This window comes from Mycobacterium colombiense (assembly GCF_003284935.1).
Taxonomy (GTDB): Bacteria; Actinomycetota; Actinomycetes; order Mycobacteriales; family Mycobacteriaceae; genus Mycobacterium; species Mycobacterium arosiense_A.
The window spans coordinates 165,614-184,304 of record NZ_QMEV01000001.1 but is presented as its reverse complement, the minus strand read 5'-3'; the positions used below and the strand labels follow the sequence as shown (position 1 = coordinate 184,304).

15 protein-coding genes are annotated in these 18,691 nt (G+C 68.0%); 14 read left to right on the top strand and 1 reads right to left on the bottom strand.

Annotated elements, in window-relative coordinates:
- The first annotated feature begins 22 nt into the window (after positions 1-22).
- The 3 genes from tig to clpP2 all read left to right on the top strand — a co-directional run bounded on the left by tig (position 23) and on the right by clpP2 (position 2,799).
- Positions 23-1,462, top strand: coding sequence for a trigger factor (tig, locus tag DQP57_RS00875; RefSeq protein WP_112630818.1), 1,440 nt, complete (start codon positions 23-25; stop codon positions 1,460-1,462).
- Between the two features lie 114 nt (positions 1,463-1,576).
- Positions 1,577-2,167, top strand: coding sequence for an ATP-dependent Clp protease proteolytic subunit (locus DQP57_RS00870; RefSeq protein ID WP_112630816.1), 591 nt, complete (start codon positions 1,577-1,579; stop codon positions 2,165-2,167).
- Positions 2,164-2,799 (top strand): ATP-dependent CLP protease proteolytic subunit ClpP2, encoded by a 636-nt coding sequence (clpP2, locus tag DQP57_RS00865; protein WP_066860217.1) that lies wholly within the window; start codon positions 2,164-2,166, stop codon positions 2,797-2,799. Before DQP57_RS00870 ends, clpP2 begins: the two co-directional genes overlap by 4 nt.
- A gap of 28 nt (positions 2,800-2,827) precedes the next feature.
- On the opposite strand, the gene mmuM is transcribed toward clpP2, so the two are convergent.
- Positions 2,828-3,712 carry a homocysteine S-methyltransferase gene (gene mmuM / locus DQP57_RS00860; RefSeq protein ID WP_112630814.1) on the bottom strand — a complete coding sequence of 295 codons (885 nt, stop codon included), beginning with the start codon at positions 3,710-3,712 and terminating at the stop codon, positions 2,828-2,830.
- Between the two features lie 380 nt (positions 3,713-4,092).
- Between mmuM and clpX the strand changes: the two genes are divergently transcribed.
- From clpX to ndk, 11 genes are all read left to right on the top strand, one after another.
- On the top strand, positions 4,093-5,373 hold the full coding sequence (gene clpX / locus DQP57_RS00855) for an ATP-dependent Clp protease ATP-binding subunit ClpX (RefSeq protein ID WP_112630812.1): 1,281 nt from the start codon (positions 4,093-4,095) through the stop codon (positions 5,371-5,373).
- Between the two features lie 22 nt (positions 5,374-5,395).
- The gene (locus DQP57_RS00850) at positions 5,396-6,661 is read left to right on the top strand and encodes an MFS transporter (RefSeq protein WP_112630810.1); all 1,266 of its coding nucleotides are present in this window, start codon (positions 5,396-5,398) and stop codon (positions 6,659-6,661) included.
- A gap of 246 nt (positions 6,662-6,907) precedes the next feature.
- Positions 6,908-8,860: a 2-oxoacid:acceptor oxidoreductase subunit alpha gene (locus DQP57_RS00845; protein WP_112630884.1), complete on the top strand. Its 1,953-nt coding sequence runs from the start codon at positions 6,908-6,910 to the stop codon at positions 8,858-8,860.
- A gap of 48 nt (positions 8,861-8,908) precedes the next feature.
- On the top strand, positions 8,909-10,009 hold the full coding sequence (locus tag DQP57_RS00840; protein ID WP_112630808.1) for a 2-oxoacid:ferredoxin oxidoreductase subunit beta: 1,101 nt from the start codon (positions 8,909-8,911) through the stop codon (positions 10,007-10,009).
- Position 10,010: 1 nt separating this feature from the next.
- Positions 10,011-10,628 (top strand): molybdenum cofactor guanylyltransferase, encoded by a 618-nt coding sequence (gene mobA, locus DQP57_RS00835; RefSeq protein ID WP_112630806.1) that lies wholly within the window; start codon positions 10,011-10,013, stop codon positions 10,626-10,628.
- Between the two features lie 1,111 nt (positions 10,629-11,739).
- Positions 11,740-12,204 (top strand): transglycosylase family protein, encoded by a 465-nt coding sequence (locus DQP57_RS00830; protein WP_112630804.1) that lies wholly within the window; start codon positions 11,740-11,742, stop codon positions 12,202-12,204.
- A gap of 105 nt (positions 12,205-12,309) precedes the next feature.
- Positions 12,310-13,566 (top strand): saccharopine dehydrogenase family protein, encoded by a 1,257-nt coding sequence (locus DQP57_RS00825; RefSeq protein WP_112630802.1) that lies wholly within the window; start codon positions 12,310-12,312, stop codon positions 13,564-13,566.
- A gap of 62 nt (positions 13,567-13,628) precedes the next feature.
- Entirely contained in the window at positions 13,629-16,289 is a 2,661-nt protein-coding gene (locus DQP57_RS00820) for a valine--tRNA ligase (protein ID WP_112630800.1), read from the top strand.
- Positions 16,290-16,295: 6 nt separating this feature from the next.
- On the top strand, positions 16,296-17,747 hold the full coding sequence (gene folC, locus DQP57_RS00815) for a bifunctional tetrahydrofolate synthase/dihydrofolate synthase (RefSeq protein ID WP_112630798.1): 1,452 nt from the start codon (positions 16,296-16,298) through the stop codon (positions 17,745-17,747).
- Entirely contained in the window at positions 17,744-18,124 is a 381-nt protein-coding gene (locus tag DQP57_RS00810; RefSeq protein WP_112630796.1) for a DUF4233 domain-containing protein, read from the top strand. The genes folC and DQP57_RS00810 overlap by 4 nt, the downstream gene beginning before the upstream one ends.
- A 75-nt stretch (positions 18,125-18,199) precedes the next feature.
- Positions 18,200-18,610, top strand: coding sequence for a nucleoside-diphosphate kinase (gene ndk, locus DQP57_RS00805; protein ID WP_112630794.1), 411 nt, complete (start codon positions 18,200-18,202; stop codon positions 18,608-18,610).
- Positions 18,611-18,691 lie beyond the last annotated feature (81 nt).

Below are 18,691 nucleotides of genomic sequence, written 5' to 3'. Positions count from 1 at the left end.
ACGAGCACTGAGGAGCACACCCGTGAAGAGCACCGTCGAGCAGTTGAGCCCCACCCGGGTGCGCATCAACGTGGAGGTCCCCTTCTCAGAACTCGAACCCGACTTCCAGCGCGCGTACAAGGAGCTGGCCCGCCAGGTGCGGCTGCCCGGATTCCGGCCGGGCAAAGCGCCGGCGAAGTTGCTGGAGGCCCGGTTCGGTCGCGAGGCCATGCTGGATCAGGTCGTCAGCGAGGCGCTGCCGGCGCGATACGGGCAGGCCGTCGCCGAGTCGGAGGTGCACCCGCTGGGCCAGCCCGAGATCGAGGTCACCAAAAAGGAGTACGGCGAGGAGCTGGCGTTCACCGCCGAGGTCGACGTGCGCCCCAAGCTGACCCTGCCGGACCCCGGTGAGCTCAAGGTCTCGGTGGACCCGATCGAGGTCAGCGACGACGACGTCGACGCCGAACTGCAGTCTCTGCGTGCCCGATTCGGGACGCTGACCGGGGTGGACCGCCCCATCGCCGACGGCGACTTCGTCTCGATCGACCTGTCGGCCACCATCGACGGGGAAGAGGTCCCGGGGGCCGCCGCGCAGGGCCTGTCCCACGAGGTCGGTTCGGGCCGGCTGATCGCGGGCCTCGACGAGGCCCTGGTCGGGCTGTCCGTCGACGAATCCAAGGAGTTCACCGCGCAGCTGGCGACCGGCGAGCACGCGGGCAAGGACGCGCAGGTCACCGTCACGGTCAAGTCGATCAAGGAACGGGAGCTGCCCGAGGCCGACGACGAGTTCGCCCAACTGGCCAGCGAGTTCGACACCATCGAGGAGCTGAAGGCCAACCTGCGCGACCAGGTCGGCCGGACCAAGCGCGCCCAGCAGGCCGAAAACATTCGGGAGGCCGCGCTCGACGCGCTGCTCGAGCAGGTCGAGGTGCCGCTGCCCGAAGCGATCGTCAAGGCGCAGGTGGACAGCGCCCTGCACAACGCCTTGCACAGCCTCGACCACGACGAATCCAAGCTGGAGGAAGTGCTGGCCCAGCAAGGCAAGTCGCGCGAAGAGTTCGAGACCGAGACGCGCACCGCCGCCGAGACGGACGTGAAACGGCAGCTGCTGCTGGACGCCCTGGCCGACGAGCTAGACGTCCAGGTCGGCCAGGACGACCTGACCGAGCGGCTGGTGGCGACGTCGCGGCAATACGGCATCGAGCCCCAGCAGCTGTTGGCCTACCTCCAGGAGAACAACCAGCTGCCGGCGATGTTCGCCGATGTGCGCCGGGCGCTGGCCATCGCCGAGGTGATCCGGGCGGCGACCGTCACCGATACCTCCGGAAACGCCATCGACACCAGTGAATTCTTCGGCAAGCGTTCGGAGGCCGACGATTCAACTTCGGAGGCCGACGATGCCGAGCCGGCGGGCGAGGCTGAGGAGGCCGACGATTCAACTTCGGAGGCCGGCGAGTCCGACGAGGCCGACGCCGGGGAGTGACCGCGCCGTGACGCTCTGAGCGAACGCGGGGTGCGTGCCGCGAAACGGCGGCCTTGGTTGGTTAGTGTCGTGAATACAGGTCTGAAGAAAGCAGGTAACCCAGTCGTGACTGACATGCGTTCGAATTCGGTGGGTCTCAACCTCACAGATTCGGTCTATGAGCGCTTGCTCTCCGAGCGCATCATCTTCCTGGGTTCAGAGGTGAACGACGAAGTCGCCAACCGGCTGTGCGCGCAGATTCTGCTGCTCGCCGCCGAGGACAGCGACAAAGACATCAGCCTCTACATCAACTCCCCGGGCGGATCGATCAGCGCCGGGATGGCGATCTACGACACCATGGTGCTGGCGCCGTGTGACATCGCCACCTACGCGATGGGCATGGCCGCCTCGATGGGGGAGTTCCTGTTGGCCGCCGGCACCAAGGGCAAGCGGTTCGCGTTGCCGCATGCCCGCATCCTGATGCACCAGCCGCTGGGTGGCGTGACCGGTAGCGCGGCCGACATCGCCATCCAGGCCGAGCAGTTCCACGTCATCAAGAAGGAGATGTTCCGGCTCAACGCCGAGTTCACCGGCCAGTCGATCGAGCGCATCGAGGCGGATTCCGATCGCGACCGTTGGTTCACCGCGCAGGAAGCCCTCGAATACGGCTTCGTCGACCACATCATCACCCGCGCCGCCCACATCACCAATGGAGAAGCCCAGTGAACCCCGAAACCCAGCCCCAGGCGCGCTACATCCTGCCGTCGTTCATCGAGCACTCCAGCTTCGGGATCAAGGAATCCAATCCCTACAACAAGCTGTTCGAGGAACGCATCATCTTCCTCGGCGTCCAGGTCGACGACGCGTCGGCGAACGACATCATGGCCCAGCTGCTGGTGCTCGAGTCGCTGGACCCCGACCGTGACATCACCATGTACATCAACTCGCCCGGTGGCGGATTCACCTCGCTGATGGCGATTTACGACACCATGCAGTACGTGCGCGCCGACATCCAGACGGTGTGCCTGGGCCAGGCCGCCTCGGCCGCGGCGGTGCTGCTGGCCGCCGGGACGCCGGGCAAGCGGATGGCGCTGCCCAACGCCCGGGTGCTCATCCACCAGCCTTCGCTGCAGGGTGTGATCCAGGGGCAGTTCTCCGACCTGGAGATCCAGGCCGCCGAGATCGAGCGGATGCGCACGCTGATGGAGACCACCCTGGCCCGCCACACCGGCAAGGACGCCGCGACGGTCCGCAAGGACACCGACCGGGACAAGATCCTGACCGCCGAAGAGGCCAAGGATTACGGGATCATCGACACCGTGCTCGAGTACCGGAAGCTCTCGGCGCAGACCGCCTGACGTTTTCGGTCCGTCGCCGAACGTGCACTCACGGCGAGTTTTCGTCCGATTTTCCGCCCTGACTGCACGTTCGGCGAATCGCCGCGATATCGCCGGGTCCGACCCGGCAGCATCCGCCGACGATGCGGGCACCTGCCGCGATCCATTGCGCGGCCAGGCTCGCGTCGAACCGCGACGGTCCGATCCATTTGCGCCGCAAGGCATCCCAGCGTTCACCGCTGTTCGGGTAGACGATGACGGGTTTGGCTATGGCCGCGGCGCGCGCAATCGCGGGCAACACGTCCTCGGGCGCGCAGCAGTTCACGCCGATCGCGACGATCTCGTCCACGCCGGCGGCCACCGAGAACGCCTCGGCCAGCGGCTGCCCGGCGCGGGTGTGGTCCCCGTCGATGGTGTAGCTCAGCCACGCCGGCACGCCGACCGCGCGCACCGAATCCACCAGCGCCTGCGCCTCGTCGACGTCGGGCACTGTTTCGCACGCGAGCACGTCGGCGCCGGCGGCGGCCAGGAGCTCCAGGCGGGGCCGATGCCAGCGCGCCAACGCCGCAACCGACAGGCCATAGCGGCCCCGGTATTCGGAGCCGTCGGCCAGCGCCGCGCCGTACGGCCCGATCGACGCGGCGACGAGCAGGCCGTCGACGCCGGCGTCGTCCCGCGCCGCCCGGGCAAGCGCGACGCTGCGGCGCAACAACCCGGCGGTCTCCCGGCGATCGAACCCACGGGCCGCAAAGCCCTCGAACGAGGCCTGGTAGCTCGCCGTCGTCGCGATCGTCGCTCCGGCGCGAAAGTAGGCGGCGTGCACGTCGACGATGTCCTGGGGGGCGTCCGCGAGCAGCCTGGCCGACCACAGGGAATCGGATAGGTCGTGGCCGCGCACTTCGAGCTCGGTGGCCAACCCGCCGTCGAGCAGCACGGATCCGCCGGGCCAGTCGAAGCCCCCAGCCAAACCCACCTCGCCACTGTAGGGTGATTTCCCGGGGGTCCGCCCAGGCCTCGCGCGATCGTCGGCGTCGGGTTGGCACCTCCACCGGTAGCGGGATCGGGGGGGCAGTCAGCCTCGGTCGCATCACGGCCGCGACACGCCAAAGACACGCAAAGCGCGCCTTTCGCGAGTGAGGGGCACCGTGTGGCTATATGTTTCATCCATACGGAAGAGGCATGAACTCCCGCAAATACCATCGGCGCGATTCGGCGCTTATGGTCGCGGCGGGCCCGATCAAGCGGGTAGCGTCGGTGAATACATGCGGGGACAGGCAACAGCAACGGCGAACAGGAAGTAGGCGCTGACGCACCATGGCACGGATCGGAGACGGCGGTGACCTGCTGAAGTGCTCGTTCTGCGGGAAGAGCCAGAAGCAGGTCAAGAAGCTCATTGCGGGCCCCGGTGTGTACATCTGCGATGAATGCATCGACCTGTGCAACGAGATCATCGAAGAGGAGCTCGCCGACGCCGACGACGTGAAGCTCGATGAGCTCCCCAAGCCGGTCGAGATCCGGGAGTTCCTCGAGGGCTACGTCATCGGGCAGGACACCGCCAAGCGGACCCTGGCCGTCGCCGTCTACAACCACTACAAGCGGATTCAGGCCGGTGAAAAGGGCCGGGACTCGCGGCACGAGCCGGTCGAGCTGACCAAGTCCAACATCTTGATGCTCGGGCCGACCGGTTGCGGAAAGACCTACCTGGCCCAGACCCTCGCCAAGATGCTCAATGTCCCGTTCGCCATCGCCGACGCCACCGCCCTGACCGAGGCCGGATACGTCGGTGAGGACGTCGAGAACATCTTGCTCAAGCTGATCCAGGCCGCCGACTACGACGTCAAGCGCGCCGAGACCGGGATCATCTACATCGACGAGGTCGACAAGATCGCCCGCAAGAGCGAAAACCCGTCGATCACCCGCGACGTCTCCGGTGAGGGCGTCCAACAGGCGCTGCTGAAGATCCTGGAAGGCACCCAGGCCTCGGTTCCCCCACAGGGCGGCCGCAAGCACCCGCACCAAGAGTTCATCCAGATCGACACCACCAACGTGCTGTTCATCGTCGCCGGGGCCTTCGCGGGCCTGGAGAAGATCATCTACGAGCGCGTCGGCAAGCGCGGCCTGGGCTTCGGCGCCGAGGTGCGCTCCAAGGCCGAGATCGACACCACCGACCACTTCTCCGACGTGATGCCCGAAGACCTGATCAAGTTCGGCCTGATCCCCGAGTTCATCGGCCGGCTCCCGGTCGTCGCCTCGGTGACCAACCTGGACCGCGAGTCGCTGGTCAAGATCCTCTCCGAGCCGAAGAACGCGCTGGTCAAGCAGTACACCCGGCTCTTCGAGATGGACAACGTCGAGCTGGAATTCACCGACGACGCCCTGGAAGCGATCGCCGACCAGGCGATTCACCGCGGCACCGGGGCCCGCGGCCTGCGGGCCATCATGGAAGAGGTCCTGCTGCCGGTGATGTACGACATCCCGAGCCGCGACGACGTCGCCAAGGTCGTCGTGACCAAGGAGACCGTCCAGGACAACGTGCTGCCGACCATCGTGCCGCGCAAGCCCTCCCGCTCCGAGCGTCGGGACAAAAGCGCTTAACTAGGTCCCGGAGCGCGACGCCATCCCCAGCGACGCCGTCTCCCGGCGTCTTGGGCATGGCCTGGACCTGCTGAACTTTCTCCTGGCCGACGTTCGTGACGGCCTGGGCCCATACCTGTCGATCTATCTGCTGCTGACCCATCATTGGGACCAGGGGTCGATCGGGTTCGTCATGGCGGTCGGGGGCATCGGGGCGATCGTCGCCCAGGCCCCGGCCGGCGCCCTGGTGGACAGGAGCACGGCCAAGCGGGCGCTGATCGTCGGGGGCGCGTTGACCGTCGCCACGGCGTCGCTGGCGATGCCGCTGTTGCCGGGCTTCTATTCGATCTCCGTGCTGCAAGCGCTCACCGGGATCGCCGGATCCGTGTTCGCGCCCGCGTTGGCCGCGATCACCCTGGGCGTCGTCGGGCCCCGGCGCTTCTCCCGGCGGATCGGACGAAACGAGTCGTTCAACCACGCCGGGAACGCCTGCGCCGCGGCGATCACCGGCGCACTGGCCTACTTCTTCGGGCCGGTGGTCGTGTTCTGGGTGCTGGCCACCATGGCGGCCGCCAGCGTGATTGCGACGCTGTGGATCCCGGGCGACGCGATCGACCACGACGTGGCCCGGGGGATGGACCATCTGGCCGGGGCGCCACACCAGGCGCCGTCGAGGCTGACGGTGCTGCTGGGCAACCGCCGCCTGATGATCTTCGCCGCGACGGTCATCGCCTTTCACTTCGCCAACGCGGCGATGCTGCCGCTGGTCGGCCAGCTGCTCGCGCTGCACAACAAGGACGTGGGGACCGCCCTGATGGCGGGCTGCATCGTGGCCGCGCAGGTCGTCATGGTGCCGGTGGCCTACCTGGCCGGGGCCAAGGCCGATTCGTGGGGCCGAAAGCCGATCTTTCTGGCCGGTTTCGCGGTGCTGGCCGCCCGCGGCTTCCTCTACACCTGGTCCGACAACCCGTACTGGCTGGTGGGGGTGCAGCTGCTGGACGGCGTCGGCGCCGGCGTGTTCGGCGCTCTGTTTCCCCTGGTCGTGCAGGACGTGACCCACGGGAGTGGACGCTTCAACGTCAGCCTGGGGGCGGTGACGGCGGCGTCGGGCGCCGGCGCGGCGGTGTCGAACCTGGTCGCGGGCTCGATCGTGGTCGCCGCCGGCTACGACGCCGCATTCATTTTCCTCGGTGTGCTCGCGGGTGCCGGCTTCGCGCTGTATCTGTTCGCGATGCCGGAGACGGCCGCGACGAAAATCGCGGCCGAAAATGTGTCGCCCGGTGGCCGACACGGTATGAACGACGGTTGATAACGCGCAAGACGTGACCAACGCCACAGTTTGCCCTGCTACTCGTTAGTAGATGTCGCTGACGTCGCCTTTTGGCCGCGCACGCGGCTGAGATGACGGCGCAGACACGGCCATGGCGACCGAAAATCAGTGCCATAATTGATACTTCCAGTGACATCAAACCGACACGGCCGGAAAGTCACTTTCACGGGCGTAATCTAGTTTGCGCGCGGTGTCCGCGCGGTGAACAAAGTGGAGGGCAGCGAGGTGGATCCGAACGGCAGCGGAGCCGGATCAGACTCACATGGGGCTTCCCCCAACGGATCTGCCCGTCAACGCCTCGAGCAGGTCGTCATCCGCTTTGCCGGCGACTCCGGCGACGGCATGCAGCTCACCGGGGACCGGTTCACTTCCGAGGCAGCGCTTTTCGGCAACGACCTGGCGACCCAGCCCAACTATCCCGCGGAGATCCGCGCCCCCGCAGGCACGCTTCCCGGGGTCTCGTCGTTCCAGATTCAGATCGCCGACTACGACATCCTGACCGCCGGTGACCGGCCCGACGTCCTCGTCGCGATGAATCCCGCTGCGCTCAAGGCCAATATCGGTGACCTGCCCCGCGGCGGCATGGTGATCGCGAACTCCGACGAGTTCACCAAGCGCAACCTGACCAAGGTCGGCTACGTCACCAACCCGCTCGAGACCGACGAGTTGTCGGACTACGTGGTGCATTCCGTCGCCATGACGACGCTGACGCTTGGGGCCGTCGAGACGATCGGCGCCACGAAGAAGGACGGCCAGCGCGCCAAGAACATGTTCGCGCTGGGCCTGTTGTCGTGGATGTACGGGCGACCGATCGAAACCAGCGAGAAGTTCATCCGGGAGAAGTTCGCCCGCAAGCCCGAGGTCGCCGAGACCAACGTGCTGGCGCTGAAGGCGGGCTGGAACTACGGCGAGACGACCGAGGCCTTCGGCACCACCTACGAGGTCTCCCGGGCGACGCTGCCGTCGGGCGAATACCGCCAGATCTCGGGCAACACCGCCCTGGCCTACGGCATCGTGGCGGCCGGCCAGCTGGCCGACATCCCGGTCATGCTCGGCAGCTACCCGATCACCCCGGCGTCCGACATCCTGCACGAACTGTCCAAGCACAAGAACTTCAACGTCATGACGTTCCAGGCCGAGGACGAGATCGGCGGCATCTGCGCCGCCATCGGTGCCTCCTACGGCGGCGCGCTGGGCGTCACCACCACCTCCGGCCCGGGCATCTCGCTGAAGTCCGAAGCACTCGGGCTGGCCGTGATGACCGAGCTGCCCCTGCTCGTCGTCGACGTGCAGCGCGGCGGCCCCTCGACCGGACTGCCCACCAAGACCGAACAGGCCGACCTGCTGCAGGCGTTGTTCGGCCGCAACGGGGAGTCACCGGTCGCGGTGCTGGCCCCGCGCTCGCCCTCGGACTGCTTCGAAACCGCGCTCGAGGCGGCGCGCATCGCGGTGTCGTACCACACGCCGGTGATCGTGTTGTCCGACGGCGCCATCGCCAACGGGTCGGAGCCGTGGCGCATTCCGGACGTCGGCGCGCTGCCGCGCATCACGCACACGTTCGCCAAGCCCGACGAGCCGTTCCAGCCGTACGCCCGCGACCCGGAGACGCTGGCGCGCCAGTTCGCCGTGCCCGGCACCCCGGGCCTCGAGCACCGCATCGGCGGCCTGGAAGCGGCCAACGGCTCGGGCAACATCTCCTACGAGCCAGTCAACCACGACCTGATGGTCCGGTTGCGCCAGGCCAAGATCGACGGGATCGCCGTCCCGGATCTGGAGGTCGACGACCCGACCGGCGATGCCGAGCTGCTGCTGATCGGCTGGGGCAGTTCCTACGGCCCGATCGGCGAGGCCTGCCGGCGCGCGCGGCGCAAGGGCATCAAGGTCGCCCACGCCCACCTGCGCTACCTGAACCCCTTCCCGGCCAACCTGGGTGAGGTACTGCGGCGCTATCCGCAGGTGGTGGCGCCCGAAATGAACCTGGGGCAGCTCGCGTTCCTGCTGCGGGGCAAGTACCTGGTCGACGTGCAATCGGTCAGCAAGGTGCAAGGCGTCGCGTTCCTGGCCGACGAGATCGGCCGCGTCATCCGCGCCGCGCTGGGCGGGACGCTGGCCGAAGTCGAGAACGACAAGACGATGGTCGCCAGAATGGCGGCAGCAACGGTTGGAGCGGGCGCATGATGGTGCCGGCGCCAATGCAGAGCGAAGCGATGAGGAGGAGCGACGCTCGTGACTGACCTGATCGGCAACTTGGCGGGCAAAGACCTCGGTGTGACCGCGAAGTTGACCAAAAACGACGGGGTCCCCACGCTGTCTGCTGAGGACCAGCCGCAGAAGTCCAAGGACTTCACCAGTGACCAAGAGGTCCGTTGGTGCCCGGGCTGCGGGGACTACGTCATCCTCAACACCATCCGCAACTTCCTGCCCGACCTCGGGCTGCGCCGCGAAAACATCGTGTTCATCAGCGGCATCGGCTGCTCGAGCCGGTTCCCGTACTACCTCGAGACCTACGGCTTCCACTCGATCCACGGCCGGGCGCCGGCCATCGCGACCGGTTTGGCGCTGGCCCGCGAGGATCTGTCGGTGTGGGTGGTCACCGGTGACGGCGACGCCTTGTCGATCGGCGGTAACCACCTGATCCACGCGCTGCGCCGCAACGTCAACATCACGATCCTGCTGTTCAACAACCGGATCTACGGCCTGACCAAGGGGCAGTACTCGCCGACGTCAGAGGTCGGCAAGGTCACCAAGTCGACCCCGATGGGGTCGCTGGATCACCCGTTCAACCCGGTCTCGTTGGCCCTGGGTGCCGAGGCGACCTTCGTCGGCCGCGCGCTGGACTCCGACCGCAACGGACTGACCGAGGTGCTGCGCGCCGCGGCCGGGCATCGCGGCGCCGCCGTCGTCGAGATCCTGCAGGACTGCCCGATCTTCAACGACGGCTCCTTCGACGCGCTGCGCAAGGAAGGTGCCGAGGAGCGGGTCATCAACGTCCGCCACGGCGAGCCAATTGTGTTCGGCGCCAACGGCGAATACTGCGTGGTGCAGTCGGGCTTCGGGCTGGAGGTGGCCAAGACCGCCGACGTGTCGGTGGACGAGATCGTGGTGCACGACGCGCACAGCGACAACTCGGCCTACGCGTTCGCCCTGTCCCGGCTGTCGGATCAGAACCTCGATCACACCGTGCTGGGCATCTTCCGCAACATCAGCCGGCCCACCTACGACGACGCGGCACGCGCCCAGGTGCAGGCGGCCCAGTCGGCGAAGGCGTTCGACTCCGCCGCGCTGCAATCGCTGCTGCGCGGGCGCGACACCTGGACCGTCGACTGACGTGGGCGACCAGGTGCCCGACACAGCGGCTACGGCCGGGTCGTTAGCAGGTGTGGTGCTGGCCGGTGGTGAATCGCGGCGCATGGGCCGTGACAAGGCCACCTTGCCCGGCCCGGGCGGTGCCGCCACTCTCCTCGAATACGTCGCCGGCGTTCTCGCGCAGCGTTGCGACCCGGTTTTCGTGATGGCCGCGCCGGGGCAACCGCTGCCCGCGGTGCAGGCGCAAGTCATCCGCGACGAGGTGCGCGGGCAGGGGCCGCTGCCGGCGACCGGCCGCGGGCTGCGGGCGGCCGCCGAGGCGGGCGCCCGGTATGCCTTTGTCAGCGCGGTCGACATGCCGCTGCTATCCGCGGACTTGATCGACGACCTGGTGCGGTTGGCCGCCGAGACCAACGCCGAAATCGTGCTGCCCTGGGACGGTCGCAGCCACTACCTGGCCGCGGTGTACCGCACCGATCTGGCCGAGCGGATCAGCGGCCTGGTGGCGCGCGGTGCCCGCTCCATGCGTGCGCTGATCGACGCCTCCGACGCCCAGCAGATCGTGTTGCCGGAATCGCGCTTCCTGGCCAACGTCAACACCGAGAGCGACCTGCTCGCTCTGGCGCAATCCCGGGGCTGAGCCGAGCGCGGCGCCCGTCGGCCGCGCCGAATTCCGCCTTTTCTCGGTGAAATTCGGCGCGGGCAATAATCCCTCATGCCGCAAAGGGTGAGTGCGATTTTCTGAAATCCGAAATGGCAATCGCGCATTGCCGTGTGGCGAGACCCCGGGGATCGGGCGCGCGTCAATGCCGTTTTTTGAACCTGTCCCGTGATCTGTTGGGGCAGTGGCGATCTGACGATATCCTGCGAACGCCGTGACGACGGTGAGGACGCGGCCGCCTAGGCCTTCGCTATTAGGGCGCGGCATTTCTGGCAAATTCACGCGGTTAAAGTCGCGCCGTTTCTCCCTGGCGGGGTAGCGCCCCGGGCGCCGACGCCCCACCCAGTGTCGACGCCACGGGCGCGTCGTCGCTTTGGTCGCGGAAGTTGTTGTCACTGTGCCTAATTAGATGAAACATATTGTGGTACAACGCAATACGCACGCCCGCATATCCACGGGTCCAGCATCCGGTCCCCGTCGAGCGGTTCCCGTATCACGTTGGTATATAAGGCAATTCGGCGCGGGGAAAAATTTCATCGCCCGCGTGGCATGGGATCGATGCAGCGAGCACATGTTGGGGTACGCTGCGCGGCTCGCCGAAGGGGTTCGGATCCGCTGATAGCGCTGGCGAATCCGCGCAAAACCCCGCAAATAAACGTGCGCCAGCTCACAAAACGCAGGTGATTCGGCTCACCATTCGTTTGCCTGTGCCGTCCGAGTGACGATCGCCCAAAGTCACTTATGACCTGCATGAATGACCCCGGTACCGCGGCGTGATCGGCCCGTTACCGAAACGAGATATCCGATTTCCCAGGATGACGAACGCGCCGACGTCTTCTACGGTCCCTGTTAGCCCACAACGGGTTACGGAAAAGTAATCAGATAATTGAATCCACGGACCCGCGTGTGAGCGGCGCTACGGACGGCGAAAGCCCGACCGTGGTCGGTGGGTAACACCCGCCGGGCAGACTTGGCCCGCCGCTGCCGTGCCTGACCCAGACGGCACGTTTCAAAGCAGGCATCAATCAACAGCTTCAGCCCACCTCCGTGGGCTTGCTTTGGCGCGCGCACCGCGAAAGGAAGACACGACTTGAAGAACGTCCGAAAGACGCTCATTCTTGCCGCGGTCACGGGCACGCTCGTGACCATCCCATCTGCCACCGCTCACGCAGACCCGGAAGCGGTGGGCTTCGACCCGAACGCGCCGGTCGCCGGCCCCGCGCCGGACGCTCCGCCGCCGCCGGCTCCCGACGCTCCGCCGCCGCCGGCTCCGGACGCTCCGCCGCCCGGCCCGGACGTCCCGCCGCCTCCCGCCCACCGCGCGTACAGCGTGAACTGGGATGCCATCGCGCAGTGCGAGTCGGGTGGCAACTGGGGCATCAGCACCGGTAACGGGTTCTCCGGTGGCCTGCAGTTCACCCCGAGCACCTGGCACGCCAACGGCGGCAGTGGCTCCCCGGCCGGCGCGAGCCGCGAGGAGCAGATCCGGGTCGCCGAGAACGTGCTGCACTCGCAGGGCATCGGCGCGTGGCCCGTCTGCGGACGCCGCGGCTGAGCCGACAAGCGACGGTAGTCGTACATAGAAGAAGTGCCGGGCCCTCGTGCCCGGCACTTCTTCGCTCCAGGGGGTTGCACCCCGGCGTCGGGTAGCGTCGGGCCCGTGACCGCAACGCCGCGCGAATTCGACATTGTGCTCTATGGGGCGACGGGCTTCGTCGGGAAACTCACCGCCGAATACCTGGCCCGCTCGGCGCCGGACAAGCGGATCGCGCTGGCCGGCCGATCGGCCGACCGGCTGCGCACCATCCGCGACACGCTGGGCAACGCCGCGCAGTCGTGGCCCATTGTCAACGCCGACGCGTCGTCGCCCTCGACGCTCAATGAGATGGCGGCCCGCACCCAGGTCGTCATCACCACCGTCGGGCCCTACACCCGCTACGGGTTGCCGCTGGTGGCCGCCTGCGCCGCCGCCGGCACCGACTACGCCGACCTGACCGGCGAGGCCATGTTCGTTCGCGACAGCATCGACCAGTATCACAAGCAGGCCGCCGATACCGGCGCCCGCATCGTGCACGCGTGCGGATTCGATTCCGTCCCTTCGGACCTCAGCGTGTATGCGCTGTATCGGGCCGCGCGCGACGCCGGCGCGGGCGAGCTCGTCGATACCGACCTGGTGGTTCGCTCCTTCTCCGGCGGCGTATCCGGCGGAACGGTCGCCTCGATGCTGGAAGTGCTGGACACCGCCTCCCGCGATCCCGACGCCCGCCGGCAACTCGCCGATCCCTACACGCTGACCACCGACCGCAGCGCCGAGCCCGAGATCGGCCCCCAGCCCGATCTACCCTTGCGCCGAGGGGGCCGGATCGCGCCGGAGCTGAGCGGGTTGTGGACGGCGGGTTTCCTGATGGCGCCCTACAACACCCGAATCGTGCGGCGCAGCAACGCCCTGCTGGACTGGGCCTACGGCCGCCAGCTGCGGTACAGCGAGAGCATGAGCCTGGGCTCCTCGCCGCTGGCGCCGGTGGCCTCGGCCGTGGTGGGCGGGGTGGGCGCCGCGACCTTCGGGCTGGGTAGCCGCTACTTCCGGCTGCTGCCACGCCGGCTGGTGGAGCGCATCGTGCCCAAGCCCGGCACCGGCCCGAGCGAGGCCGCCCGGGAGCGCGGCTACTACCGCATCGAGACGTTCACCACCACGACCACCGGCGCGCGGTTCGTGGCGCGCATGGAGCAGCGCGGCGACCCTGGCTACAAGGCGACCTCGGTGCTGCTGGGGGAGTGCGGCCTCGCGCTGGCGCTGGACCGCGACAAGCTCCCGGATCTGCATGGCGTTCTCACCCCCGCGGCCGCGATGGGCGACGCACTGCTGGACCGTTTCCCAGCCGCGGGCGTCACATTGGAGGTCGAACGGCTGGGTTAGTGACCCGGCTCACGCATTTGGGCGCTTACACGAGGGTAAACACCGCTCCCTAGAATTGACGGGTGACCGCCAGCCGCAGCCCCGCCACCGACCTGCCCAAGTCGTGGGATCCCGCTGCGGCCGAGAGCGCGATCTACCAGAGATGGGTGGACGCGGGGTACTTCGCGGCGGACCCGAACAGCGCCAAGCCCGGCTACTCGATCGTGCTGCCGCCGCCGAATGTGACCGGCAGCCTGCACATGGGCCACGCGCTCGAACACACCATGATGGACGCCCTGACCCGCCGCAAGCGGATGCAGGGTTATGAGGTGCTGTGGCAGCCGGGCATGGACCACGCCGGCATCGCGACGCAGAGCGTGGTGGAAAAGCAGCTCGCCGTGGACGGCAAGACCAAAGAGGACTTCGGCCGAGAGCTGTTCATCGAGAAGGTCTGGGACTGGAAGCGGGAGTCCGGCGGCGCCATCGGTGGCCAGATGCGCCGGCTTGGCGACGGCGTGGACTGGAGCCGTGACCGGTTCACCATGGACGAGGGTCTGTCGCGCGCGGTCCGGGCGATCTTCAAGCGGCTCTACGACGCCGGGCTGATCTATCGGGCCGAACGGCTGGTCAACTGGTCGCCGGTGCTGCAGACGGCGATCTCGGACATCGAGGTCGACTATCAGGAGGTCGAAGGCGAGCTGGTGTCGTTCCGGTACGGATCGATGGACGACTCGCAGCCACACATCGTGGTGGCCACCACCCGGATGGAAACGATGCTCGGCGACACCGCGATCGCGGTGCATCCCGACGACGGGCGCTACCGGCACCTGGTCGGCACCACCCTGCCGCACCCGTTCGTGGATCGTCAGCTCGTGGTGGTCGCCGACGAGCATGTGGATCCCGAATTCGGCACTGGCGCAGTCAAAGTCACGCCCGCTCACGACCCCAATGACTTCGAGATCGGACTGCGCCATCAGCTGCCGATGATCTCGATCATGGACACCAAGGGCCGGATCACCGACACCGGAACGCAATTCGACGGCATGGACCGATTCGAGGCAAGGGTCGCGGTGCGCGAGGCGCTGGCGGCCGAGGGCCGGATCACCGAGGAGAAGCGGCCCTACCTGCACAGCGTCGGGCACTCCGAGCGCAGCGGCGAGCCGATCGAACCGCGGCTGTCACTGCAATGGTGGGTGCGGGTGGAATCGCTGGCCAAGGCCGCCGGCGACGCGGTGCGCAACGGCGACACCGTGATTCACCCGGCCAGCCTGGAGCCGCGGTGGTTCGCCTGGGTCGACGACATGCACGACTGGTGCATCTCGCGTCAGCTGTGGTGGGGACACCGGATCCCGATCTGGTATGGCCCCAACGGCGAACAGCGTTGCGTCGGTCCCGACGAAACCCCGCCGGACGGCTGGGAGCAGGACCCCGACGTGCTGGACACCTGGTTCTCCTCGGGCCTGTGGCCGTTCTCCACGTTGGGCTGGCCGGACAAGACCCCGGAGCTCGAGAAGTTCTATCCCACAAGCGTTCTGGTCACCGGCTACGACATCCTGTTCTTCTGGGTGGCCAGGATGATGATGTTTGGCACTTTTGTCGGCGATGACGAGGCCATCACCCTGGACGGGCGCCGGGGCCCGCAGGTGCCGTTCACCGATGTCTTCCTGCACGGGCTGATCCGCGACGAGTCCGGCCGCAAGATGAGCAAATCCAAGGGCAACGTCATCGACCCGCTGGACTGGGTGGACCTCTTCGGGGCCGACGCCCTGCGGTTCACGCTGGCCCGCGGCGCCAGCCCCGGTGGTGACCTGGCGATCGGCGAGGACCATGTCCGGGCGTCGCGCAACTTCTGCACCAAGCTGTTCAACGCCACCCGCTACGCGCTGCTCAACGGCGCCAAGCTGGCCCCGCTGCCCCCGACGGCCGAGCTGACCGACGCCGACCGCTGGATCCTGGGGCGGCTGGAAGAGGTTCGCGCCGAAGTCGATTCGGCCTTCGACAGCTACGAGTTCAGTCGCGCCTGTGAGGCGCTCTACCACTTCGCGTGGGACGAATTCTGCGACTGGTACGTGGAATTGGCCAAAACCCAGCTGGCCGAAGGGATCACGCACACCACCGCCGTCCTGGCCGCCACACTGGACACCCTGCTGCGGTTGCTGCACCCGGTGATTCCCTTCATCACCGAGGCCCTGTGGCAGGCGCTGACCGGCGAGGAGGCCCAGCACGAGTCGCTGGTGATCGCCGACTGGCCGCAGCCGTCCGGGATCAGCCTGGAGCACGTTGCCGCGCAGCGCATTACCGACATGCAGAAGCTGGTGACCGAGGTGCGGCGGTTCCGCAGCGACCAAGGCCTGGCGGACCGGCAGAAGGTGCCGGCCCGGCTGGCCGGCGTCGACGCATCCGATCTGGGCACCCAGGTGAGCGCGGTGACATCGCTGGCGTGGCTCACCGACGCGGGCCCGCAGTTCCGCCCGTCGGCGTCGGTGGAAGTGCGGCTGCGCGGCGGCACCGTCGTCGTCGAGCTCGACACCTCGGGCACCATCGACGTCGCCGCAGAACGCCACCGCCTGGAAAAGGATCTGGCCGCCGCGCACAAGGAGCTGGCGTCGACCACCGCCAAACTGGCCAACGAGGACTTCCTGGGCAAGGCCCCGCAAAACGTCGTCGACAAGATCCGGGACCGTCAGCGGCTGGCCCAGGAGGAAACCGAGCGGATCAACGCGCGGCTAGCCGGACTGCAGTGAGCGCCGATGACTGAGCCCGAGTGGCCGCAGGACGAGGTTCCCACCGAGCTTCCCGACCCGGTCCCCACCCCGGACGAGATCGCGTCGCTGCTGCAGGTCGAGCACCTGCTCGACCAGCGCTGGCCGGAGACCAAGATCGAGCCGAGCCTGACCCGGATCAGCGCGCTGATGGACCTGCTGGGCTCACCGCAGCTGGCCTACCCGTCGATCCACGTGGCGGGCACCAACGGCAAGACGTCGGTCGCCCGCATGATCGACGCGCTGATCACCGCGCTGCAACGGCGCACCGGGCGCACCACCAGCCCGCACCTGCAATCGGCGGTGGAACGCATCTCGATCGACTCCAAGCCGATCAGCCCGGCCCAGTACGTGGCGACCTACCGCGAGATCGAGCCGTTCGTCCAGATTGTCGACGCGCAGTCGCAAGCCGACGGCGGGCCCGCGATGAGCAAGTTCGAGGTGCTGACCGCGATGGCCTTCGCCGCGTTCGCCGACGCCCCGGTCGACGTCGCCGTCGTCGAGGTGGGGATGGGGGGACGCTGGGACGCCACCAACGTGATCAACGCCCCCGTCGCCGTCATCACCCCGGTCTCCATCGACCACGTCGAGTACCTGGGCGACGATCTCGCCGGGATCGCGCGGGAGAAGGCCGGCATCATCACCCGCGCGCCCGAGGGCGCCCCCGATACCGTCGCGGTCATCGCACGCCAGTCGCCCGAGGCGATGGAAGTGCTGTTGGACCGAACCGTGCAGGCCGATGCCGCGGTGGCCCGCGAGGATTCGGAGTTCGCCGTGCTGGGCCGTCAGGTCGCGATCGGCGGCCAGGTGCTGCAGCTGCAGGGCCTCGGCGGCGTGTATTCGGACGTCTACCTGCCGCTGCACGGCGAACATCAGGCGCACAACGCGGTGCTGGCGTTGGCCGCGGTCGAGGCGTTTTTCGGCGCCGGGGCCCAGCGTCAGCTCGACGTCGAGGCGGTGCGCGCCGGTTTCGCCGCCGTCGCCAGCCCCGGTCGGCTCGAGCGGATGCGCAGCGCCCCAACGGTATTCATCGACGCGGCGCACAATCCGGCCGGTGCGGCCGCGCTCGCGCAGACCCTGGCCGCCGAGTTCGACTTCCGCTATCTCGTCGGGGTGCTCAGCGTGCTCGCCGACAAGGACGTCGACGGCATCCTCGCCGCTCTGCAGCCGGTGTTCGACGCCGTCGTGGTGACGCACAACGGGTCCCCGCGGGCGCTGGACGTCGAATCGCTGGCCCTGGCCGCGCGCGAGCGGTTCGGGCCCGATCGGGTGAGCACCGCCGAGAACCTGCGCGACGCCATCGACGTCGCGACCGCGCTGGTGGACGACGGCGCCGCGGACGGGACGGCCGAAGCGTTCTCCGGCACCGGCATCGTCATCACCGGCTCGGTGGTCACCGCCGGGGCGGCCCGGACCCTGTTTGGTCGTGATCCGCAATGACTGACGTCCCCGAGAACCCCGACGAGCGCACCCCGGCGCCACCGGGCGACCCGTGGCGCAGCTTCGGCGCCGTGATGGCGTTGACGCTGTTTCTGGAAGCGATCGTGGTGCTGCTGGCGATCCCGGTGGTGGGTGCGGTCGGCGGCGGCCTGACCACGCTGTCCCTGGCCTACCTGGTCGGGCTGGCCGTGCTGCTGATCCTGATGACCGGCGTGCAGCGCAAACCCTGGGCGATCTGGGCCAACCTGGGCGTGCAGGTGATTTTGCTCGCGGGCTTCGCGGTCTACCCGGGGGTGGGCTTCATCGGCGTGCTGTTCAGCGGGCTGTGGGGCCTGATCGCCTACTTCCGGGCCGAGGTCCGGCGCCGGCAGGGATAGCGGCGACGGGACGGCGACGGCCTCCCGACCGCCGCCGCCCGACCCTTCGCCGCCTGGTTATGTACGCTGTCCGCCGTGACCGAACGGACATTGGTACTGATCAAGCCCGATGGCGTCCGGCGGCAGCTGGTGGGGGAGATCATCGGCCGCATCGAGCGCAAAGGCCTCTTGATCACCGCGCTGGAGCTGCGGGCGGTCGGCCGCGACCTCGCCGCCCAGCACTACGCGGAACACGAGGGCAAGCCGTTCTTCGACTCCCTGCTGGAGTTCATCACCTCGGGACCGGTGGTGGCGGCCATCGTCGAGGGCCCCCGCGCGATCGCCGCGTTCCGGCAGCTCGCGGGCGGTACCGACCCGGTGGAAAAGGCGATCCCCGGCACCATCCGCGGCGACTTCGGGCTCGAGACGCAACTCAATCTGGTGCACGGGTCGGATTCGGTCGAGTCCGCGAAGCGTGAAATCGCGCTCTGGTTTCCCAACGCGTAGACCTGCGGCGATAGCCGCGGCGGCGCGGTGCCGGAGCAACGTCGCCGACGCGGGCTTCCTCAGGTGTGGCTGGGACCGCCG